This is a genomic window from Prauserella isguenensis (assembly GCF_014191605.1).
GTDB classification, from domain to species: Bacteria; Actinomycetota; Actinomycetes; order Mycobacteriales; family Pseudonocardiaceae; genus Prauserella; species Prauserella isguenensis.
This window is the reverse complement of the sequence record NZ_JACHWU010000003.1, coordinates 751,728-772,392: the sequence shown is the minus strand read 5'-3', so window position 1 is coordinate 772,392 and position 20,665 is coordinate 751,728. Positions and strand designations below refer to the sequence as shown.

General features: G+C 69.9%; 20 protein-coding genes. 12 read left to right on the top strand and 8 right to left on the bottom strand.

Features of this window, described 5'->3' with window-relative positions; all coding sequences use genetic code 11:
- Positions 1-41 precede the first annotated feature (41 nt).
- The 3 genes from FHS23_RS16260 (at position 42) to secA (ending at position 5,111) form a co-directional block, all read left to right on the top strand.
- Positions 42-719, top strand: a complete 678-nt coding sequence (locus tag FHS23_RS16260; RefSeq protein ID WP_343053996.1) for a ComF family protein — start codon at positions 42-44, stop codon at positions 717-719.
- Positions 720-1,184: 465 nt separating this feature from the next.
- The gene (gene hpf, locus FHS23_RS16255) at positions 1,185-1,916 is read left to right on the top strand and encodes a ribosome hibernation-promoting factor, HPF/YfiA family (RefSeq protein ID WP_183655918.1); all 732 of its coding nucleotides are present in this window, start codon (positions 1,185-1,187) and stop codon (positions 1,914-1,916) included.
- 330 nt (positions 1,917-2,246) lie between these two features.
- Positions 2,247-5,111 (top strand): preprotein translocase subunit SecA, encoded by a 2,865-nt coding sequence (gene secA, locus FHS23_RS16250; protein WP_183655914.1) that lies wholly within the window; start codon positions 2,247-2,249, stop codon positions 5,109-5,111.
- A gap of 141 nt (positions 5,112-5,252) precedes the next feature.
- Here the strand turns inward: secA and FHS23_RS16245 are convergent, their stop codons facing one another.
- On the bottom strand, positions 5,253-5,738 hold the full coding sequence (locus FHS23_RS16245; protein ID WP_183655901.1) for an Rv3235 family protein: 486 nt from the start codon (positions 5,736-5,738) through the stop codon (positions 5,253-5,255).
- 173 nt (positions 5,739-5,911) lie between these two features.
- Here FHS23_RS16245 and FHS23_RS16240 point away from each other — a divergent pair, with 173 nt between their 5' ends.
- On the top strand, positions 5,912-6,367 hold the full coding sequence (locus tag FHS23_RS16240) for an HAD-IA family hydrolase (protein WP_343053995.1): 456 nt from the start codon (positions 5,912-5,914) through the stop codon (positions 6,365-6,367).
- A gap of 36 nt (positions 6,368-6,403) precedes the next feature.
- Here FHS23_RS16240 and FHS23_RS16235 read toward each other — a convergent pair whose 3' ends face one another.
- Entirely contained in the window at positions 6,404-7,195 is a 792-nt protein-coding gene (locus FHS23_RS16235; RefSeq protein ID WP_183655898.1) for a TrmH family RNA methyltransferase, read from the bottom strand.
- A 51-nt stretch (positions 7,196-7,246) separates the two neighbouring features.
- On the opposite strand from FHS23_RS16235, the gene FHS23_RS16230 reads away from it, so the two are divergent.
- From FHS23_RS16230 to pruA, 3 genes are all read left to right on the top strand, one after another.
- Entirely contained in the window at positions 7,247-8,659 is a 1,413-nt protein-coding gene (locus FHS23_RS16230; RefSeq protein ID WP_183655895.1) for a wax ester/triacylglycerol synthase family O-acyltransferase, read from the top strand.
- On the top strand, positions 8,656-9,189 hold the full coding sequence (locus tag FHS23_RS16225) for a DUF6912 family protein (RefSeq protein ID WP_183656233.1): 534 nt from the start codon (positions 8,656-8,658) through the stop codon (positions 9,187-9,189). The genes FHS23_RS16230 and FHS23_RS16225 overlap by 4 nt, the downstream gene beginning before the upstream one ends.
- 189 nt (positions 9,190-9,378) lie before the next feature.
- Positions 9,379-11,007: an L-glutamate gamma-semialdehyde dehydrogenase gene (gene pruA / locus FHS23_RS16220; protein WP_183656230.1), complete on the top strand. Its 1,629-nt coding sequence runs from the start codon at positions 9,379-9,381 to the stop codon at positions 11,005-11,007.
- Positions 11,008-11,162: 155 nt separating this feature from the next.
- On the opposite strand, the gene FHS23_RS16215 is transcribed toward pruA, so the two are convergent.
- Positions 11,163-12,005, bottom strand: coding sequence for an SCO4651 family lipoprotein (locus FHS23_RS16215; RefSeq protein ID WP_183655892.1), 843 nt, complete (start codon positions 12,003-12,005; stop codon positions 11,163-11,165).
- Positions 12,006-12,157: 152 nt separating this feature from the next.
- Complete coding sequence (gene rsgA / locus FHS23_RS16210) at positions 12,158-13,156, bottom strand: ribosome small subunit-dependent GTPase A (RefSeq protein ID WP_183655889.1); 999 nt, start codon at positions 13,154-13,156, stop codon at positions 12,158-12,160.
- Between the two features lie 172 nt (positions 13,157-13,328).
- On the opposite strand from rsgA, the gene FHS23_RS16205 reads away from it, so the two are divergent.
- Together FHS23_RS16205 and FHS23_RS16200 are read left to right on the top strand one after the other, a co-directional pair.
- Positions 13,329-14,183 (top strand): SOS response-associated peptidase, encoded by an 855-nt coding sequence (locus tag FHS23_RS16205; RefSeq protein WP_183655886.1) that lies wholly within the window; start codon positions 13,329-13,331, stop codon positions 14,181-14,183.
- On the top strand, positions 14,180-14,794 hold the full coding sequence (locus FHS23_RS16200; RefSeq protein WP_183655882.1) for an alpha/beta hydrolase family protein: 615 nt from the start codon (positions 14,180-14,182) through the stop codon (positions 14,792-14,794). The genes FHS23_RS16205 and FHS23_RS16200 overlap by 4 nt, the downstream gene beginning before the upstream one ends.
- A 92-nt stretch (positions 14,795-14,886) precedes the next feature.
- Here FHS23_RS16200 and ybaK read toward each other — a convergent pair whose 3' ends face one another.
- On the bottom strand, positions 14,887-15,363 hold the full coding sequence (gene ybaK, locus FHS23_RS16195) for a Cys-tRNA(Pro) deacylase (RefSeq protein WP_183655880.1): 477 nt from the start codon (positions 15,361-15,363) through the stop codon (positions 14,887-14,889).
- Positions 15,364-15,599: 236 nt separating this feature from the next.
- Here ybaK and FHS23_RS16190 point away from each other — a divergent pair, with 236 nt between their 5' ends.
- Together FHS23_RS16190 and rsrA are read left to right on the top strand one after the other, a co-directional pair.
- Positions 15,600-16,313 (top strand): sigma-70 family RNA polymerase sigma factor, encoded by a 714-nt coding sequence (locus FHS23_RS16190; RefSeq protein ID WP_183656227.1) that lies wholly within the window; start codon positions 15,600-15,602, stop codon positions 16,311-16,313.
- Positions 16,310-16,660: a mycothiol system anti-sigma-R factor gene (rsrA, locus tag FHS23_RS16185; RefSeq protein ID WP_183655866.1), complete on the top strand. Its 351-nt coding sequence runs from the start codon at positions 16,310-16,312 to the stop codon at positions 16,658-16,660. Before FHS23_RS16190 ends, rsrA begins: the two co-directional genes overlap by 4 nt.
- Positions 16,661-16,801: 141 nt before the next feature.
- Here rsrA and FHS23_RS23930 read toward each other — a convergent pair whose 3' ends face one another.
- Positions 16,802-16,876, bottom strand: coding sequence for a 50S ribosomal protein bL37 (locus FHS23_RS23930; protein WP_369299110.1), 75 nt, complete (start codon positions 16,874-16,876; stop codon positions 16,802-16,804).
- Between the two features lie 192 nt (positions 16,877-17,068).
- Here FHS23_RS23930 and FHS23_RS16180 point away from each other — a divergent pair, with 192 nt between their 5' ends.
- Positions 17,069-18,553, top strand: coding sequence for a sensor histidine kinase (locus FHS23_RS16180; RefSeq protein ID WP_183655863.1), 1,485 nt, complete (start codon positions 17,069-17,071; stop codon positions 18,551-18,553).
- 269 nt (positions 18,554-18,822) lie between these two features.
- Here the strand turns inward: FHS23_RS16180 and FHS23_RS16175 are convergent, their stop codons facing one another.
- Together FHS23_RS16175 and FHS23_RS16170 are read right to left on the bottom strand one after the other, a co-directional pair.
- Positions 18,823-19,077, bottom strand: coding sequence for a WhiB family transcriptional regulator (locus FHS23_RS16175; RefSeq protein ID WP_183655860.1), 255 nt, complete (start codon positions 19,075-19,077; stop codon positions 18,823-18,825).
- Positions 19,078-19,365: 288 nt separating this feature from the next.
- On the bottom strand, positions 19,366-20,466 hold the full coding sequence (locus tag FHS23_RS16170; RefSeq protein ID WP_183655857.1) for a diacylglycerol kinase family protein: 1,101 nt from the start codon (positions 20,464-20,466) through the stop codon (positions 19,366-19,368).
- Between the last annotated feature and the right edge of the window lie 199 nt (positions 20,467-20,665).

The window sequence follows — 20,665 nt, the reverse complement described above, 5'->3', positions numbered from 1 at the left end:
CGGCTCGGAGAATGTCGGGGTCGGACGGGATGCTGTCGGACGTGACGAAACTGGGGATGGCCGCAGGTGCCGCCGCACTGCTGGACCTGGTGTTGCCGGAACACTGCGCGGGCTGTGACGCGCCCGGCCGGGCGTGCTGCCGGTCGTGTCTGGCGGCCTTCGGCGAGCCGTGGTCGGTCGCGGTGGGCGGGCCGGACGAGCCGACCTACGCCCTCGCACGTCACGCCGACGTCGCCAGAACGCTCGTCGTGGCGCACAAGGAACGCGGCAGACGCGGTCTGACGCGCCCGTTGGGAAGGGCACTGGCCGCCGCCGTGCCGCGGCTGCCGGCGGCGAGGCGCGACGCGGCGGGAACCTGGTGGCTGGTCCCGGTTCCCTCCCGGCCGAGTGCCGCCAGGGCTCGCGGCGGTTCGCACGTGCTCGCGCTCGCCCGGGCGTGCGCGGCGGCGCTGAGCGAGGCGGGTACGCCCGCCGCGGTGGCACCCGCGCTGCGACTGGACGCGGGCGCGCGGGACGCCGTCGGCCTCGACCGCACCCAGCGCAGCGCGAACCTCGCGGGCAGGCTACGCATCGCACCCGCGGGGGCGCCGCCGCCCGGAGTGCCCGTGGTGCTGCTCGACGACGTCGTGACCACCGGCGCGACCCTTGCCGCAGGTCGGGCCGCGCTGCAGCAGGCCGGGCTCGAGCCACGGTCCGCGCTCACCCTGACGGCCGCCTGACCGCGAGCTGCCGCCACCGCTCACCGCACGGGCCTCGCTCGAACGGGTGGCTTGGAACTGCGTCCGGCGGCTGTTCGTTGTCCCGGTATGAGCAACCGGCCCGTCACCGTCCGCCAGGCGCTCACGCGCTCGTTGTGTGCCGGTCGGGTTCCGTTCATCCCGATGTTGCTCCGATCGAGTCCCGACGAGGGGTTGCATGCCGGTTCGCGGCTTCGGAACGTGACCACGACTCACCGTCCGACGTCCCCCGCACCGGGGGCTTCTCTCCGAGGCGGAACCGGGCTAATGTGCACCGCTAACAGCAATTCCCGGCAACAGGGAGGTGGCCAGTAAATGTCCCTGGCGCCGGCGGAAAGCTGAAATCCCCGAAATTGATCAGTCTGCCCGATGAATGGCACATGATCGATTTCTCCCCGGTGCCGGTGTTCGCCGCAATGGACTCGCTTTCTGCGAGGGAGGTCGCGTATGGATATCGTCGTCAAGGGCCGCAACGTGGAGGTCCCGGAGCACTACCGGCAGCACGTGAGTGAGAAGCTGGACCGGCTCGAACGATACGACCGCAAAGTCATCCGCTACGAGGTGGAGCTTTTCCACGAGCGCAATCGGCGCCAATCCAAGAACTGCCAGCGTGTGGAAATCACGGGTCGGGGCAAGGGACCTGCCATGCGGGCGGAAGCGAGCGCGGGCGATTTCTACGCAGCGCTCGACGCCGCGGTGAGTAAGCTCGAAAACCGGATGCGTCGCGCGCACGATCGCAGAAAGGTGCATTACGGACGGCGCGTTCCGGAATCCGTCGCGGAGGCCACCGCGGGCGGGTCCGACGGAGGGTCCGGCGGCACCGCGACCGCTGTCATGGAGGCCCCCACGGAGACCGGGGCCGTCAACGGTCGCGCCATGTCGTCGGCAGCGGACACCGTCAGCGCGGACGGCGCCATCAGACTGCCGTCCCAGCGGCTCGACGACGGTTTCGAGGACATGACGGTCGGCGACCGCGGTGACTCGGGTGACGACCACGAGCCCGGTCGCATCGTGCGCGAGAAGCAGCACTCGTCCGCACCGATGACGGTCGACGAGGCCCTCTCGGAGATGGAACTCGTCGGGCACGACTTCTATTTGTTCAACGACGCCGACGCCGGCAAGCCGAGCGTCGTCTACCGCAGGAAGGGATTCGACTACGGCGTGATCCGGCTGGGCTGACCCGCCGGGCGTGTGCGCCCGCGGTGGCCCGCGTGCACCAGGTGTGCGCGGGCCACCGCTGTGTGCGAACAGGGGTCCGGTGGCCGGCCGTGCGCGCACCGCGTGAGGCGGCTGTGAGGCCCGCGTGAGGCTCGGAGGGGACTTTCGTCGCACCGGGGGTGTTCGCACGCCGAGCCGTGTGCGCACGGGCCTGCGCATTCCCTACGATGGGCAGTGCTGCGTGGTCGCGGGTGTGTGCGAAACGCCGGCCGCCGCGTGGCGGACTCGGCTGCCCAGGCGCGGGCCGGGGTGGCGCACGAGAAACCGAACCAACTAGCGAGGTCGACCCGGATGCTTCTGAACCGCCTGCTCCGTGCGGGCGAGGGCAAGATGGTGAAGCGGCTCAGCCGTATCGCTCAGCACATCAACACCCTCGAAGACGACGTCACAGGCCTCTCCGACGCCGAGCTGGCCGCCAAGACGGATGAGTTCCGCAAGCGGCACCAGGAGGACGGCGAGTCGCTCGACGACCTGCTGCCGGAGGCGTTCGCCGTGGCGCGCGAGGGCGCCCACCGGGTGCTGGGCCAGCGGCCCTACGACGTCCAGCTCATGGGTGGTGCCGCGCTGCACCTCGGACAGGTCGCCGAGATGAAGACCGGTGAGGGCAAGACGCTGACGTCGGTCATGGCCGTCTACCTCAACGCCGTCTCCGGCAAGGGCGTCCACATCGTCACGACCAACGACTACCTGGCGAAACGTGACGCCGAGTGGATGGGCCGGGTGCACCGCTTCCTCGGCGTGACCGTGGGGTCGATCGTCGCCGACATGCCCCCGTCGCAGCGCAAGGAAGCCTACGACTGCGACGTCACGTACGGCACGAACAACGAGTTCGGCTTCGACTACCTGCGCGACAACATGGCGTGGAGCCTCGAGGACTGCGTGCAGCGCGGTCACAACTTCGCCATCGTCGACGAGGTCGACTCGATCCTGATCGACGAGGCGCGGACGCCGCTGATCATCTCCGGGCCCGCCGACCAGTCCTCGCGCTGGTACGTCGAGTTCGCGCGCATGGCGCCGCTGATGCAGAAGGACGTCCACTACGAGGTCGACGAGCGCAAGCGCGCGGTCGGTGTCACCGAGGCGGGCGTCGAGTTCGTCGAGGACCAGCTCGGCATCGACAACCTCTACGAAGCGGCCAACACGCCGCTGGTCGGGTTCCTCAACAACGCTCTGAAGGCGAAGGAGCTCTACAACAAGGACAAGGAGTACATCGTCCGTAGCGGTGAGGTCATCATCGTGGACGAGTTCACCGGCCGTGTCCTTGCGGGCAGGCGCTTCAACGAGGGCATGCACCAGGCGATCGAGGCCAAAGAAGGCGTCGAGATCAAGGCCGAGAACCAGACGCTCGCCTCGATCACGCTGCAGAACTACTTCCGCCTCTACGAGAAGCTCTCCGGCATGACCGGTACCGCCGAGACCGAGGCGGCGGAGTTCCACCAGACCTACAAGCTCGGCGTCGTGCAGATCCCGACCAACCGGCCGATGGTCCGTGCCGACGAGTCGGACCTGATCTACAAGTCCGAGCAGGCCAAGTTCGAGGCGGTCGCCGAGGACATCGCCGAGCGGCACGAGAAGGGCCAGCCGGTGCTGGTCGGCACGACGAGCGTCGAGAAGTCCGAGCACCTGTCGAAACTGCTGCTCAAGCTCAACGTTCCCCACGAGGTGCTGAACGCCAAGCAGCACCACCGCGAGGCGCTCATCATCGCCAAGGCCGGCCAGCGCGGCGCGGTCACGGTCGCGACGAACATGGCGGGCCGTGGTACCGACATCGTGCTCGGCGGCAACCCGGACATCATCGCCGACGAGACCCTGCGTGAACGGGGACTCGACCCGGTGGAGCACTCCGAGGAGTACGAGGCCGCATGGCCGAAGGTGCTCGAAGAGGTCACCGCGAGCGTGAAGTCCGAGGCGGACGCCGTGCGCGAGGCGGGTGGCCTGTACGTCCTGGGTACCGAGCGGCACGAGTCGCGGCGGATCGACAACCAGCTCCGCGGCCGTTCCGGCCGGCAGGGTGACCCGGGTCTGTCACGGTTCTACCTCTCGCTGGGCGACGAGCTCATGCGGCGGTTCAACGCCGCGATGGTCGAGAACGTGATGAACCGGCTCAACCTGCCCGAGGACGTGCCGATCGAGCACAAGATGGTCACCAAGGCCATCAAGAGCGCTCAGACGCAGGTCGAGCAGCAGAACATGGAGATCCGCAAGAACGTCCTCAAGTACGACGAGGTGCTGAACCAGCAGCGCAAGGTGATCTACGCCGAGCGTCGTCGCGTGCTCGAGGGTGAGGACCTGCGCGACCAGGTGCAGAACATGCTCCGCGACGTCGTCGCCGAGTACGTCAAGAGCGCCACCTCCGAGGGCTACGCCGAGGACTGGGACTTCGAACAGCTGTGGACCGCGCTCAAGACCCTGTACCCGGTGTCGCTCGACTGGGAGCAGCTGGTCGAGGAGGACGAGGACCTCAGCCCGGAACGGCTGCAGGAACTGCTGCTCGAGGACGCCACCGCCGCGTACGAGGCCAGGGAGGCCGAACTCGAGACGACCGTCGGCGAGGGCGCGATGCGCGAGCTCGAGCGGCGCGTCGTGCTGTCGGTGCTGGACCGCAAGTGGCGCGAGCACCTCTACGAGATGGACTACCTCAAGGAGGGCATCGGCCTGCGCGCCATGGCGCAGCGCGATCCGCTCATCGAATACCAGCGCGAGGGCTACGACATGTTCTCGGGCATGCTCGAATCCCTCAAGGAGGAGACGGTCGGCTTCCTGTTCAACCTCCAGGTGGAGGCGCAGCAGCCGCAGGCCGAGGCGCCCGCAGCGGCCGAGGCCCCGGTCTCCGGGGCCACATCGAACCAGGGTGGCTCGAACCAGGCCGGCGGTGCACAGCAGGGCGGCGCGTCGCGGTCCGGCAGGCACGCCAAGCCGGCCCCGCCGCAGCCCACGGCCGAACCCGCGGCACCCGCAGCCCTGCAGGGCAAGGGTCTCGACGGTGCGGCTCCGCAGGCGCTGACCTACTCCGGGCCGTCCGAGGACGGCGGCGTCGAGGCACGTGGCACCGAGGCGGCGAAGCAGAAGAACAGCGGGGCGGGCGGCAGTCGCCGCGAGCGTCGCGCCGCCGCACGGCAGGAAGCCAAGAAGAACAAGAAGTCGGCCAACAAGTGAGAACTACGGTCGGCCTGCGTCGGGCGCGGGCGGCAGAACCTCGGTGATGTGCGCCTCGAGCGGGGCCTGTCGGGAACGACTCCCGGCAGGCCCCGCTCGTGTTTCGGCGCGGGTCTCGCCGACTCCGCCGAGGCCGGTGCGTCAGGCCGCCCGCGGGTCGAGGACCGCGAACTGCGTGCACCGCCATTGCCCGGCGCGGCGCTCGAAGCGTGCCGTCACGGCCAGCGTCCGCGACCGCGCATACGTGGTCGCGGCCACTTCCAGGGAATCATCGGACGTCCGGCACAGATGCGCGGACTGCAACCGGTATCGCGGCCGATTGTGCGGTTTGTCGTCCCGCATTCGTGTGGCCAATTCCGGCGACAGCCACGGAGTCAGCTGCGTGACCGCCCGCAGTCCGCTGTGGACTTCCAACAGCGCGCCGAGTATGCGTTCAACCTGTTTCTTCGACAGGTCCCTGCGTGGTCGGCTGCCGGTGCGCTGATCCGGTATTCCGCTCAACAGGGCCGAAAATCCGGCGTTGGGCAGCGAACGAGCGACCCCGCGATCAGCCGGTGCGAGCCGGTTCGGTTCGTAGTCGCCGAGTGGCTGAATGCGCGGCCGGTCGGCCTGAGTAGTCGTACTCATTTCCCCTCCGAGTGGTTCTTCGCAATTCCTGCGGGCCCGTCGTGGCCCGCTAATGAATAGAGGTTCGTGACGTGTTCGCGGATTCCGAAAAAGCCCGGTTTGATGTATTTGAAGAAAATGTCCGCGAACGTCGCTGCGATCGGTTAGGGCGTGGCCGGGTTAGGCTCGGAGGCGTGACCGGAGCGGACAACGACGGCCGCACGCTGAACGGGCTCGTGCTCGACTACGCGGGCGTGCTCACCGACAACGGCGGCGAGAACCTACTGGAATTCGTGGACATCGCGCGTGACCACGGCGTGCGGACCGCGCTGCTGTCCAACGCGGCCGGGGGTGGATCCGTCCGGCGCAGGCTGCACGGGCGATTCGACGATCTCGTGTTCTCCGGCGAGGTCGGCGTGATGAAACCCGAACCCGAGATCTTCCTGCTCACCGCCGAGAGGCTCGGCCTGCCGCTGGAGGCGTGCGTGTTCGTCGACGACGCGCCGGGCAACGTGTGGGGCGCGGTCGGGGCCGGCATGGTCGGAGTCCGGCACGACACCGTCCCGGAGACGATCACCGAACTGTCGGCGTTGTTCCCCGGCCTCGAGGTCGACCTGCCACCGGAGTCGCCGTCCGGCGTGCCGTTCTGAGTGCGGGCGGCGGGCCGACCGGCCTCGGGCGCCCGCTCAGCCCGCGTGGCCTCGGCGCACCAGGTCGAAACAGAGCACGGCGGCGGCCGCCGAGACGTTCAGCGATTCGACGTCCCCGGGCATGGGGATCGACAGCCAGCTCGCCACGTAACCCGCGACCTCGGGGTCGACGCCGTCGGTTTCGCCTCCCAGCACGAACGCCGACCGGGCGGGTGGCTCCGCGCCGAAGAGCGACTGCGCCTGCCCCGTACCGGTCGACGTCGAGTCCGTGGAACCGAGCGCGTACACGGCGAAGCCGGCGTCGGTGAGCTGTTCGGCCGCGTCGAGCGCGGTGGCGCTGCGCAGCACGGGCGCGCGGAACGCGACCCCTGCCGAGGCCTTGACCACGAGCGGGTCGAGTGCCGCGACACCCTTCCGCGGGACGACGATGCCGCCCAACCCGGCGGCGGTGGCCGTTCGCAGGATCATGCCCACGTTGGCGGGCGTGGTGATGCCGTCGAGCACCAACAGGGGAGCGGGTGGATTGCGGTCGGCGAGTGCCTGCGCGAGCGGACGCATGCGCGGGGCCACGACGTCCGCCAGCACGCCCTGATCCTGCTTGCCGTTGCCTGCGAGGACCTTCACCCGGTGGGCACTCGCACGCTGCACGGTCACGCCCGCGTCGGCGGCGGCCCGCTGGATCTCCGAGGCGCCCGGTCCGCGCACCGTGTCGGCGAGAATCACCTTGTCGACCTCGAGCTCCGGGTCGGCGAGCGCTTCGAGGACGGGCTTGCGGCCGTAGACGGTGAGGAACCGGTCCTTCGGGGAAACGGCGTTCGGGTCGGTCACGCCCGTGAGTGTTCCACGTGCCGGGCGGGCCTTCTGTGCCAGGATCGGGGCATGCCCGACCGACTCCCCGCGCTGGACGCCGCCCTGCTGTACGGCGAACAGCCCTCGACGCCGATGCACGTCGGCAGCGTGGCCGTGTTCGAGCGGCGCAGCGGTGGTCTCGACTTCGACACCGCGACGCGGGTCATCGGGCAGCGGCTCGACTATCTCCCGCGGTACCGCAAACGGTTGCTGCCGGTACCGGGCCACCTCGCGCCACCCGTGTGGGCCGACGACGTCGACTTCGATCTCGGTTACCACGTGCGCCGCTCGGCGTTGCCTGCGCCGGGGACCGATCACCAGCTGTTCGACCTGTTCGCTCGCGTGATGCAGCGTCCGCTCGACCGGGAACGGCCGCTGTGGGAGGCGTACTACATCGAGGGACTCGAAGGCGACCGCGTCGCGCTGGTGACGAAGGCGCACCAGGTGCTCGTCGACGGCGCGCGCACCGTCGACCTCGCCCAGGTACTGCTCGACGAGGGCGTGGCCGACCGCACGCAGGCGGAGACCGAGTGGACGCCGCGGCGTCTTCCGGGGTGGCCCCGGTTGGTCGCCGATGCGGTCACCGATGCGGCCTCGCGGCCCGGGGAACTGGTCGAGAACGTGCGGTTCCTGGCACGGGACGTCGTGTCGAGTGTCGGGCGCACCGCGCAGGGTGCCGGTGCGCTGGCCGCGGCCGCGCGGTCGGTCACGGGGCCGGCCCGCACCGCGCCCGCGCGTCGGCTCAACTCGAAGGTCTCGGGCGGCCGGGTGTTCGCGGGGGTGCGCACCGAACTGGACGCCTTCAAGCGCATCCGCTCCGCCCGTGACTGCACCGTCAACGACGTCGTCTTCACGGTCCTGACCGGGGCACTTCGCAAGTGGTTGGAGTCGCGTGGTCACCATGTGCAGTCCACGGCGTCGGTCCGGGCACTCGTGCCCACGGCGGTGCAGCACGAGGACGCCGAGTTCTCGCCCGCGGAACTGACCACCAGCAGACTGGTGCCGTACCTGATCGACCTCCCGGTCGGCGAGCCCGACCCGATGCTGCGGCTGCAGCACGTCGCCCACGAGATGGCCGAACAGTTCGGTCCGGACCGGCCGGTCACGGCACGGACGATGGTGCGGATGGGAGGATTCGCACCCGCGACGATGAACGCGCTCGCCGCACGCGTCGCCGGTTCGGTGCCGCGGCGCGGGTTCAACGTGCTCATCGCCAACACGCCGGGCCCGCAGGAACCGCTCTACGCGGGTACGGAACGGTTGTCGGCGATCTACCCGGTGTTGCCACTCGGGCGTGATCAATCGCTCGCGGTGGGCGTCACCTCCTACCAGGGTGACGTCTACTTCGGACTGAACGGTGACCGGAAGGCCATGCACGACGTCGACGTCCTCGCCGACATGATCGAGGAGTCGCTGGAAGAGCTGAGGGGTAACAAATGGTGAGGGTGTACGTGCCCGCGACGATCGGCATGCTGCGGCATCTCGTCTCCGAAGGGCAGCTGACCCCGGTGCGCGGGACGGCGTTCTCGCTGACCCCGGCGCTGCGCGAGGCGTACGTCAGCGGGTCGTCCGAGGAGCTCGAGTACGCGGCGTTGCTCGACGCCGCACGGGCGTCGCTGCGGTTGCTGGCCTCGCACGAGGACGCCGAGCAGGACTCGGGCGCGGGGATCGACGAGAAGGAGCCGCCGCGCCGCGTGGTGATCGCCGCCGACATCGAGGACTCCGAGGTCACCGAGCGGCCCGACCTGGACAGCGCCGTGGTGCGCGTCGCCGGATCGGTGACGATGGACGACGTCGCCGCGGTTCACGTCGACGCCGTCGAGGCGGAGCAGGCCGTCGTCGCCGCCGCCGACGCGATCGACAGGGCCGACCTGGGCGACCTGGACGCCGACTTCGTCCTGGGAGAGGCCGAGGACCACGAGCTCGCCTGGTACGCGCCGCAGGAGGTGCCGTTCTTCCTCGAACTGCTGTGACGACGGCGGGTGGCGCGCCCCGGTGAGTCCGTGTCGCGCTCGCCCGTCGCCGGTCACCGGTGTCGCGCGCCATCGGCACCGGAACGGATGTGGCGGTTGTTCTCCCCTCACGACCCGGTGCGGCGGCAGAATCGGCACCAGAGATGTGAACCCGCCCACAAGGCAGCAGAGGAGAGCGTCATGAGCACCATGGACGCCGTGACATCGGTGCCGGTACCGGCCAATGAACCCGTGTACACGTATGCACCGGGCAGTACCGAGCGGGAGGGCCTGCAGCGCAGACTGACCGAACTCGAAGGGGAGAAGGCAGAGCTGACCCAGACGATCGGCGGGAAACGCCGGATGGCGGGCGGCGACCGATTCGACGTGGTGCAGCCGCACGACCACGCCCACGTGCTCGGCGTGAGCGCACAGGCCACCCGCGAGGACGTGGCCGACGCGGTTGCGGCGGCGAAGGACGCCGCCCGAGAGTGGAGTGAGCTGCCCTTCGACGAGCGCGCCGCCGTCTTCCTGCGCGCCGCCGACCTGCTGGCGGGCCCGTACCGCGCCACGATCAACGCCGCCACCATGCTCGGGCAGTCGAAGTCCATCCAGCAGGCAGAGATCGACGCGGCCTGCGAGCTGATCGACTTCCTGCGGTTCAACGTCCACTACGCCCGGCGCGTCCTCGCCGAGCAGCCGAACTCGGTGCGCGGGGTGTGGAACCGCATGGAGTACCGGCCGTTGGACGGCTTCGTTACCGCGATCACACCGTTCAACTTCACCGCCATCGCGGGCAACCTGCCGAGCGCGCCCGCCCTCATGGGCAACACGGTCGTGTGGAAGCCGACGCCGACCCAGCAGCTGGCGGCGCACTACACGATGCGGGCCTTCGAGGACGCCGGCCTGCCGCCGGGCGTGATCAACCTGGTCACCGGGGACGGACAGGCCGTCAGCGAGGTGGCGCTGTCGGATCCCGGGTTCGCGGGCCTGCACTTCACCGGGTCGACGGTGACGTTCAAGAAGCTGTGGCGCACGATCGGCGACAACCTCGACAACTACGGCTGCTACCCGCGGATCGTCGGGGAGACCGGGGGCAAGGACTTCGTCGTCGCCCACCCGAGCGCGGACTCGGACAAGGTCGCGGCGGCCCTGGTGCGCGGCGCGTTCGAGTACCAGGGACAGAAGTGCTCCGCGGCGTCGCGGGCCTACCTCCCGCGCTCGCTGTGGGAAGGCGGACTGCGGGACCGCGTCGCCGACCTGACGCGCAGCGTCACCTACGGCGACGTGGCCGACCTGTCGAACTTCGGCGGCGCGGTCATCGACGCGAGGGCGTTCGCCAAGCACCGGGAGCTGTTGTCGAGTGTGGACGGCGACGCCGCGCTCGAGGTGCTCGTCGGCGGCGGCTGCGACGACTCGGTGGGCTACTTCGTCGATCCGACCGTGCTGGTCACGACGGATCCGCGGCACCCGGTGATGTCGAAGGAGTACTTCGGCCCGATCATCGCCGTGTACGTCTACGACGACGCCGAGTACGAGCGGGTCCTCGAACTGTGCGACACGACGGCCGCCTACGGGCTGACGGGCGCGGTGTTCGCCGACGACCGCGCGGCGATCACCACGGCACACCGCGCACTTCGCCACGCCGCGGGCAACTTCTACGTCAACGACAAGCCCACCGGATCGATCGTCGGGCAGCAGCCGTTCGGCGGCAGCCGCGCCTCGGGCACGAACGACAAGGCCGGGTCGATGTTCAACCTGGTCCGGTGGGTGAGCCCGCGTTCGGTCAAGGAGACGTTCGACGCGCCCACGTCGATCGGTTACCCGCACATGGGCTAGCCCCGGCCGCGTGTTCGGCACCCGGCAACCCGTGTTCTGCGCCCGGACCGGGACGGGTGCGGGGGTCGGCACGTCGCGGACGGACGAAAGCCCCGGGCTCCCGCGTGAAGGCGGAGCCCGGGGCTCGTCGGGTACTGCGGATCAGCGGGTGCGCGTCAGTTCGGCATGCCGCCCGTCGGCATCTCCTGGACCTGGTCGGCCGGGGGCTCCTCGACCGTCACCGGAGTGCCCCAGTCGCTGTAGGTCATCTCCATGGTCATGCCGCCCTGGGCCATCTGCGAGGCGTTGCCGCCTGCCTTCTCCGCGGCCTGCTTCATCATCTCGCTCATGTCCATCGTCAGTTTGACCGGCAGCTCGTCGCTGTTCAGCCAGACCTCCATCGGCACCTTGGCGTCGATGCCCTCGAACATCTTTCCGTCGGTGCCGGTGAGCTGACCGGCCTCCGCGGCGAGCTTCTGGAAGTCGAGGTCGATGGTGTAGTGCGTGGTGGGCTCACCGTTCAGCGTGGTCTCCTCGCTGTCGGTGATCTCGCCGGCCTTCTGCGCGAACTCGAGCAGCTTGGTCGGGTCGTTCATCTCGGCGCTCTGCATGCCGCCCTGACCGAGCTCGTCCATGCTGGACTTCATCCAGCTGCCGCCCATGTTCACGTAGACGGTCTGGCCGATCATGCGGGTCTCGAGCTGCTGACCCCCGCCCGGCATCGACATCTTCATGGAGATCTTGGGCTCGTCGCCGAACTCGCCCTCGCCCGTGGCCGTCATCTCCTGCCCGCCGAACGCCATGGTCATGTCGAACTTGGCGCTCTTCTTCGCGGACGTGCTCTGTGACGCGGCGTCGGCCAGCGCTCCGGCGTCCTTGAACAGGTTGCCGACGGCAGCGCCGTTACCGCCGTTGCCCTCGCCCGAGCCGCCGCCTGCGGCGCTGTCGTCGCCCCCGCCGCAGGCGGACAGGGTGAGCACGAGGGCCGCGGCCCCGGCCACCAGAGTGGTCTTGCGCATGTGAGATCCCCAAAATCGTCGATACGGGCGTCGCTGCCCTGTGTTTCCCCTTCGATGTGCCGGACACGGTAGCGGTTCCGTGGTCTGCGCCACGGTTCGCGGTGGCTTACGGGGAGGAAACGTCACGTCCGGTGACGCACGCTGCCGGAGTGTCACGGATCGAGGCCCGCGCGCGACGCCAGCAGTCGCCGGAGCGACGCCAAGCGCGCGCCCGTGCCCTCGACGTCGTCCAGGGCACAGTCCGGGTCGGCGGGCGGACCGAGGTGTCCGCACCCCGAAGGGCACTCCTCGGCGGCTTCGGCGAACCCGTCGAACGCGCCCACGATGTCATCGGCCGTGACGTGGGCGAGCCCGAACGAACGGACCCCCGGCGTGTCGACGACCCAGCCGCCGTCGTCACCGGGCAGTGGCAGGGCGATGGCACTCACCGACGTGTGCCTGCCCTTACCGACCGCGCTGACCTCCGCGGTCGCGAGGCCCGCCTCCGGGACGAGGCGGTTGACGAGCGTGGACTTGCCGACCCCGGAGTGCCCGACGAGTGCCGACACCCGTCCCGACAGCCGGTCGACGAGCTCGCCGAGGTCGCCGTCATGGCTGGTCACGACGGCGGGCACCGCCAGGTCGGCGTACTCGGCCAGCAGTTCGTCGGGGTGGGCCAGGTCGGCCTTCGTCAGGCAGAGGACGGGGTCGAGTCCGCCCGTGTAGCAGGCGACGAGGCACCGGTCGATGAACCCGGTGCGGGGCGGCGGGTCGGCGAGCGCCGTGACGATGAGCAGCTGTTCGGCGTTGGCGACGACCACGCGCTCGTACGGGTCGGTGTCGTCGGCGGTCCGCCGCAGGACGCTGGAGCGCTCCTCGACGCGCACGATCCGCGCGAGGGTGTCGGGCTTGCCGCTGACGTCGCCCACGAGGTGCACCCGGTCGCCGACGACGATCGGGGTCCTGCCCAGTTCGCGGGCGCGCATGGCGGTGACGGCGCGGCCGGGGTCGGACTCGACGGCGCACCGCCAGCGTCCACGGTCGACCGACGTGACCATCGCGGGTACGGCGTCGGCGTGAGTGGGCCGGCGTTTGCTGCGCGGCCGGGTGCTCTTGCCGGGGCGCACGCGCACGTCGCTCTCGTCGAACCTGCGCCAGTCGCCGCGGGCCACGGGCGTCCACCTTCCTGCCGGGTCACCTGCCGAGGATGCGAGCCGCGCCGGTGCGGCGCACGGCGTTGCCGCCTGGCTCACCCGTGGGTAATGATCCCCCATGGGCCTCGCCCGGGGTCGGCAGCCGTGCCACGCTGGTCGGGGAGTCCGTCCGACGAATCAGGGAGACGCCATGTGCGGCCGATACGCCGCCACGAAGAGCCCGGCCGCGTTGATGCAGGAGTTCGAGGCGGCCGATGGCACGGAGGGGCACGCACCCACGGAGAACTACAACGTCGCGCCGACCAAGAACGTGGTGGGTGTCGTGGAGCGGCATCCGCGCGACGCCGAGGGCAACGTCGACACCGAGGCGCCCGCCGAACGCGCGCTACGGGTGCTGCGCTGGGGCCTGGTGCCGTTCTGGGCGAAGGACGCCGCCGTCGGCAACCGCATGATCAACACGCGCGCGGAGACAGCGGCCGAGAAGCCCGCGTTCCGCAAGGCGCTGTCCCGGCGCCGCTGCCTGATCCCCGCGGACGGCTGGTTCGAGTGGAAGGTCGGACCGGTCCCCGAGGGGCAGCCGAAGAAGAAGGCACCGAAGGAACCGTTCTTCATGACCGGCAGGGACGGCTCGTCGCTCGCGTTCGCGGGTATCTGGGAGACCTGGCGTGACCCGAAGGGCGAACCGGACGCACCACCGCTCGTGACGTGCTCGATCATCACGACCGAGGCGCGTGGACAGCTCACCGAGGTCCACGACCGGATGCCGCTGCTGATGACCCCGGATCGCTGGCACGACTGGCTCGACCCGGACCGCACCGACGCCACCTCGCTGCTGGAACCGCCGGGCCTCGACGTCGTCGACGCGCTCGAACTGCGGCCTGTGTCGACGCTCGTGAACAACGTGCGCAACAACGGCCCGCAGTTGCTCGACCGGGCGGACGACGCCGTGGAGCTGGACGCCGACCAGTCCGTCGCCGACCGCGGGGCGTCGGCGACGGACGTGTCGTCGGAGGCGGCGCTGTTCGACGTGCCGGGTGCGCGATGACCACCGCCAGGGTCGACACGCCGCACGGTCCGGCGCGGGTGGAGTTGCATCTCGCCGACGAGGCGGGTGCCGGGCTGCTGCTCGGGCACGGCGCGGGCGGCGGGATCGACGCGCCGGACCTGGTCGCCGTCGCGGGAGCGGCGCGGAAGCAGGGCGTCCACGTGGCGCTGGTGGAACAGCCGTACCGCGTGGCGGGCAGGAAGGCGCCTGCGCCGGCGAAACAGCTGGACGCGGCGTGGCTGGCCGTCGTCGAGGAGCTCTCCGGCCGGTGGTTCGAAGGTCTGCCGCTGGTGTTCGGCGGGCGGTCGTCGGGGGCCCGGGTGGCGTGCCGCACGGCCGAACAGGGTCAGGCCGACGCGGTGCTGTGCCTGGCGTTCCCCGAGCACCCGCCCGGCAAGCCGGAGAAGTCGCGGCAGGCCGAGCTCGACGGCGTCCAGGTGCCCACGCTGGTCGTTCAGGGGGAGAAGGACCCGTTCGGCAGGCCGGAGGCGGGACCGCACCGGGAGATCGTCGTGGTGCCGGGCGACCACAGCCTGAAGGCCGGTCTCGACGGCGTCGCCCGTGCGACGTCGGAGTGGCTCGCCCGGGTCACCCGCCCCCTCGTCTCCTGACACGCACGTGACGACGGACTCGCCGCCGAATGCACCCAAGGTGCCCTTGGGGGGCAAGAACACTCCGGTCGCGGTTCACCCGGAAGGGTGGGTCACGACGTGATGGCTGCCACGGTCGCGGTCGTCAGGGCGATGAGGTCGGAGGGTGCTAGTTCGATCTCCAACCCCCGACGGCCACCGGAGACCAGCACCGTGGCGAACGTCTCAGCGGCGGCGTCCACGACGAGCGGCAGGCGGGAGCGATGCCCGAGCGGGGAGATCCCGCCGACGACGTACCCCGTCGCCCGTTGGGCCGCGGCGGGGTCGGCCATCCTCGCCTTCTTGCCGCCCACGGCCCCCGCGAGCGCCTTGAGATCGAGTTGCCCCGTGACCGGCACGACTCCGACCGTGAGCGCCCCGTCGACGGTCGCGACGAGGGTCTTGAACACCCGCTCCGGTTCGACCCCCAGGGCCTGGGCGGCCTCCAGCCCGTACGACTCGTGGCGAGGGTCGTGGTCGTAGGTCCGCAACGTGTGTTCGACCTCGCGCGTGGTCAGCAGCGCCGTAGCCGGTGTCCCCTTGCCCGCCATGACGTGCAGGCTAGGCGACACGGGGAATGGCTCCGGCGGCAGGCGGGAATACCCGATCGAGGGTCGTCGTTACAGGGGGCGTGCCGACGATTCTGACCAGACCCGAGGGCGCCCGAGGCGTATCCTCGGAGGAGACATATGTGCCGTCGGTGGCGGGTATCCGAAGCCAGCGTGACAGGCACAGCAAGAGCGCCGAGATCACCGTCGACCCGGCCACCGATCTGGAAGGGAACGGTTTGCCGAGCACGCAGAACTCTGCCGAGCCAGCAACCGCCGAGACAGCCGAGCGACCGGGCGCCGAGGCCGCAGCCGCGCCCGGCGCTCCCGACCGTGCCGCGGGGGCCGAGAGCCCCGAGGACGAGCAGGATCGCATCGCGCGGTTCGAGCGGGACGCCATGCCGCTCATCGACCAGTTGTACTCGGCCGCCCTGCGGATGACGCGCAACCCGGCCGACGCCGAGGACCTCGTCCAGGAGGCCTACCTCAAGGCGTACTCGGCGTTCTCCTCGTTCAAGAAGGGCACGAACCTGAAGGCCTGGATGTACCGCATCCTGACCAACACGTTCATCAACGGCTACCGCAAACGTCAGCGGCAGCCGCTGCAGCAGCCCACCGAGGAGATCACCGACTGGCAGATCGCCCAGGCGGAGAACCACACGTCGACCGGTCTGCGTTCGGCCGAGGTCGAGGCGATGGACAAGCTGCCCGACACCGACGTGAAGGCCGCGCTGCAGCAGCTGCCCGAGGAGTTCCGGCTGGCCGTGTACCTCGCCGACGTCGAGGGCTTCGCGTACAAGGAGATCGCCGAGATCATGGACACGCCCATCGGCACCGTGATGTCGCGGTTGCACCGTGGTCGTAGCCAGCTGCGGAACCTCCTCGCCGACGTCGCCACCGACCGTGGTTTCATTCGGCCTGCGACCGCGACGCGGGAGGTGGCGGGCCGATGAGCACTCTGGAACAGCCGGACCACAAACCCGAGCGGGGCCGGGACGTCTGCTGCGACGAGGCGCTCGCGGAGATCTATCTGCTGCTCGACCGCGAGTGCAGCGCTGAACGCGACGCGCAGCTGCGCAAGCACATCGAGGACTGTCCGCCGTGCCTCGAGGAGTACGGCATCGACGACCAGATCAAGCAGCTGCTGCACCGCAAGTGCGGTGGCGAGCAGGCGCCGGTCGACCTCAAGGAGCGGCTGCGGGCGTCGATCCGCAAGACCGTCGAGGAACGCGGTGGCGTGCGGCTCAGCGAGACGGAGCTGACGATCGAGCAGGTCCGCGAAGGCTCCGACGGCAGCTGACCCGGCTGCCGGTGGACCCGACGCGCACGGGACCGCCGGACACGGCAGCACCTCGAATACCCCGTACACGGCAAGGCCCCGGCCACTTCCGAGGAAGTGCCGGGGCCTTCGCCGTTCCCGACGGCCGCTCGAGGCGGACGATCAGGTGTTGGGCTTCTTGCCGTGATTCGCCTTGTTCTTCTTGCGATCGCGGCGCTTACGTGCACGCTTCGACATGATCATTCCTCCATGACTTGCTGGCCCCAGTGTCGCATGTGCTCTCGTCGACCCCGTCGGCTGGGCCGGACGGTCCGGGTGTGACGCGTGCGGCCGGCAGGTGGGTATTGCGGGGGCCGGGTGGGAGTATTGCAGAGCGGATCACGCCCGGTCCGCATCCGAATCATGACGATGTGCGGTGGTCGATAACCGATGTCCACACTTGCGGAGCTGCTCGCCGACAACACCGGTCTGCCGGGGGAGGCCGTCGACCACCTGCAACTCGTGGTCGCCGAGTGGCAGCTGCTGGCGGACCTGTCGTTCGCGGACTTCCTGATGTGGGTTCCGGTCGTGGGCGGTGAGGGCGACTTCGTGTGCGTCGCGCAGGTGCGGCCGACGACCGGTCCGACCGCACACGCGGAGGACGTCGTGGGCACGCGGTTCACCCCGGAGGAGCATCCGCAGCTGTCGCGGGCCGCTCGGGAACTGCGCCTGTGCCGCGAGGAGGAACCGCACTGGTACAACGACCTGCCGATGCGCAGGGAGGCGATCCCGGTACGGTTCGGCGACCGGGCGATCGCCGTACTGAGCCGTGACACGAACCTCGCGTCGCCGCGGGTGCCGAGCCCGCTCGAGATCGCCTATCTGGGCAGTGCGGCCGACCTGTGCCAGATGCTCTCGGACGGCACGTATCCGAGCCCGGACGGTGGCACCGACGTGCACACGAGCCCGCGGGTCGGTGACGGGCTGATCCGTATCGACCAGAACGGCACCGTCGTGTTCGCCAGCCCGAACGGCCAGTCCGTCTATCACCGCATGGGCTACGAATCGGATCTGATCGGCGCGCGGCTGGCGCCGTTGACGCGGTCGCTGATCCGTGACCCGTTCGACGCGACCGAGATCTCGCACCGCATCCTCGACGCCGTCGCGGGCAAACCCAGCACGCGTGCGGAGGCGGAGTCACGACGTGGCGCGGTGGCGCTGTTCCGCGCGCTGCCGCTGCGCCCGGCGGGCAGGCCCGCGGGTGCGCTCGTGCTCGCCCGCGACGTCACCGAGGTCAAGCGGCGCGACCGCGCGTTGATGTCGAAGGACGCGACGATCCGCGAGATCCACCACCGGGTGAAGAACAACCTGCAGACCGTCGCCGCGTTGTTGCGGCTGCAGTCCCGCAGGACGCCCAGCGGCGAAGCCCGGCAGGCGCTGACGGAGTCGGTGCGCCGCGTGTCGTCGATCGCCATGGTCCACGAGGCGCTGTCGATGTCGGTGGACGAGAAGGTCGACCTGGACAAGCTGTTCGACAACGTACTGCCGATGGTCGGCGAGGTCGCCACCGCCGAAGCGCACGTGAAGCTCTCGCGCAGCGGGTCGTTCGGCATCGTGGCGGCCGATATCGCCACACCGCTGGTGATGGTGGTCGCCGAACTGGTGCAGAACGCGGTCGAGCACGCGTTCGACCCCGGAAAGGCGGGCGAGGTGGAGATCGCGGTCGACCGGTCCGCGGGCAGGCTCGACATCGTCATCCGCGACGACGGACGGGGCCTGCCGTCCGGATTCTCACTGGAGCGCGCCGACGGCCTCGGACTGCAGATCGCACGCACGCTGGTGGAATCCGAGCTGCGCGGGTCGTTGTCGTTGCGCGGCGGGAGTCACGGTGGCACCGAGGCGACCCTCCGTGTGCCGCTCAACCGTCGCGGTTGAGCGGACTCACGTCGCCGGTCTCGCCCTCGTTGTCGGTTGCCGGACCGTTCTCGCCGCACGACGAGAACGGTCCGGCGGTGATCGGTCCGAAAAAGACGGTGATGCGCGGTATCCGGAGTCGTGAATGCATTCGTTCGACTCGTCCCGGACACGCTTGAGGGCCGGCACCCCGAAGGGATGCCGGCCCTCAAACCTTTTGCCTCGGCCCCAGTAAAAGTATTTACGTCAATCCGGGCAAAAGGCAGGTCGCGTTGTCTGCGACGGTCTGCTCAGGCGTTGCTGTGCTGACCGACCTGAGCACGGCGACGCTTCAGCGCACGACGCTCGTCCTCGTCCATACCGCCCCAGACGCCGGCGTCCTGGCCGCTGGCCAGGGCCCAGGCGAGGCAGTCGGAGGCAACGGTGCAGCGGTGGCATACGGCCTTCGCGGCGGCTACCTGAGAGAGAGCGGGGCCGCTCGTTCCCACGGGGAAGAACAGTTCCGGGTCTTCGTCTCGGCAGGCCGCGCGGTTGCGCCAGTCCATTCTTGAGCTCCTTCTCAAGACGCGGGGGTATCCGCGCCAACGTCGTCTTGGCGGTCGTTTTCGGGGTGCTTGTGAATGCTTTCACGAGTCCCGGGCTTCGACAAGTGTTTTCGACGGATCGGTGAGTCAGCTCACGGCCGTGAAACCCCGACCTGACCTGCGGCTTTACCTCGCAGCAACGCCGCCCGTCGACCGAACTTTGCGGCGAGTGGAGCCTCGGCGTCGATAAGCGGTAACCGGGGTTTGCCCGCGGTGATCAGCTGGCTGCTGTTCACCGGCTGCGACCAGTCATACCGCGACGGTGAGCGCCTGCGGGACGCTCCGGAACTCCACCCTGGTGCGCGTGCCGACCAGGTCTCCGTCGACCTGAAAGTTTACGGGTTTCTCCGCTTTCACGCAGACGGATGACACATCGTCGTGGCGAACGAGCCGTCTGCCCCGGTGTTCGCCCTGCTGCAAGGCCTGCCGGAGGTGGCGCAACACGGTCGCCATGCCCATGCCGCGCAGCGCGAACAGTCCCAGCCCGCCGTCGAACGAACAGGTCGTGTTCAGGTGGACCGGCCGCGGCCCGAGGTAGCTCCACGGGTCGGTGTTGGAGACGAACACCGTCCGCGCCTGCACGGGCTCCTCGTCACCGGGGAGGCCGATGCTCATCGCCGGCCTGCCGTGCGGGGGCCTCAGGTAGGCGGAGACGGCCGTGCGGGCGTACAGCGAGGGGCTCGTGCGTTTGCCGCGGCGGGCGTCCACTCCCGCCACGACGTCGGCGTCCCAGCCCAGACCGGCGTTGAACGTGAACCAGCGCGCGCCGCTCGCCACGGTGCCGGTGACGTCGTCGGCGGCCCCGGTGCCCCCGCTGTCGGCGATGCCGAGGCCGACACGCCGCGTGGAACGGGTGTCGACGGCGTGGAGGAGGCGGTGGGTGGCCTCGACGGGATCGCGGGGGAGCCCGAGTGCGCGGGCGAAGACGTTCGCCGAGCCGCCGGGGACGACACCGAGCATCGGCGCGGGGACGGCGGCCTGCGCCACCGGATCGGCGGCAGCGGCCGCGCCGTCGATGCGACCGGCACTCGCGGTGCCGTGTGGGCCCGTGCCATGTGGGCCGGAGCCGTGTGGGCCGGTGTCGCGCAGGCCCGCGACGGCGTGCCGAGCACCGTCCATGAGGCCGTTGACGACCTCGTTGACCGTGCCGTCCCCGCCGTGCGCGACGACGAGGCCGACGTCGCCCAGTTCACCACGGGCGGCCGCACGGGCGACCGTCATCGCGTGACCGCGGTGCTCGGTCTCGACCACCTCGAGCTTCACCTGGCTGGCGAGCGCATGCGCCAGGACGTCGCGCCCTCCCGGTGAGGTGGCGGTGGCCTGTGGATTCACGACGAGAACTGCGCGCACTCGTCCAGCGTAGGTGAATCGTCAGCCCGTTCTCCTCGCCTGCTGCCTCCTGCTCGGTCGGCGAACGTGTCGACTTCCGCCGTGACGAGTGCACCCCGGACGACCACCCGGCTCATCGACGACACCTCGAATCCTTGTCCCGATGGCGGGCGGCGGAAAACGGCCGTCCGGGTGGCATACCATCGAAACCGTTCACGCA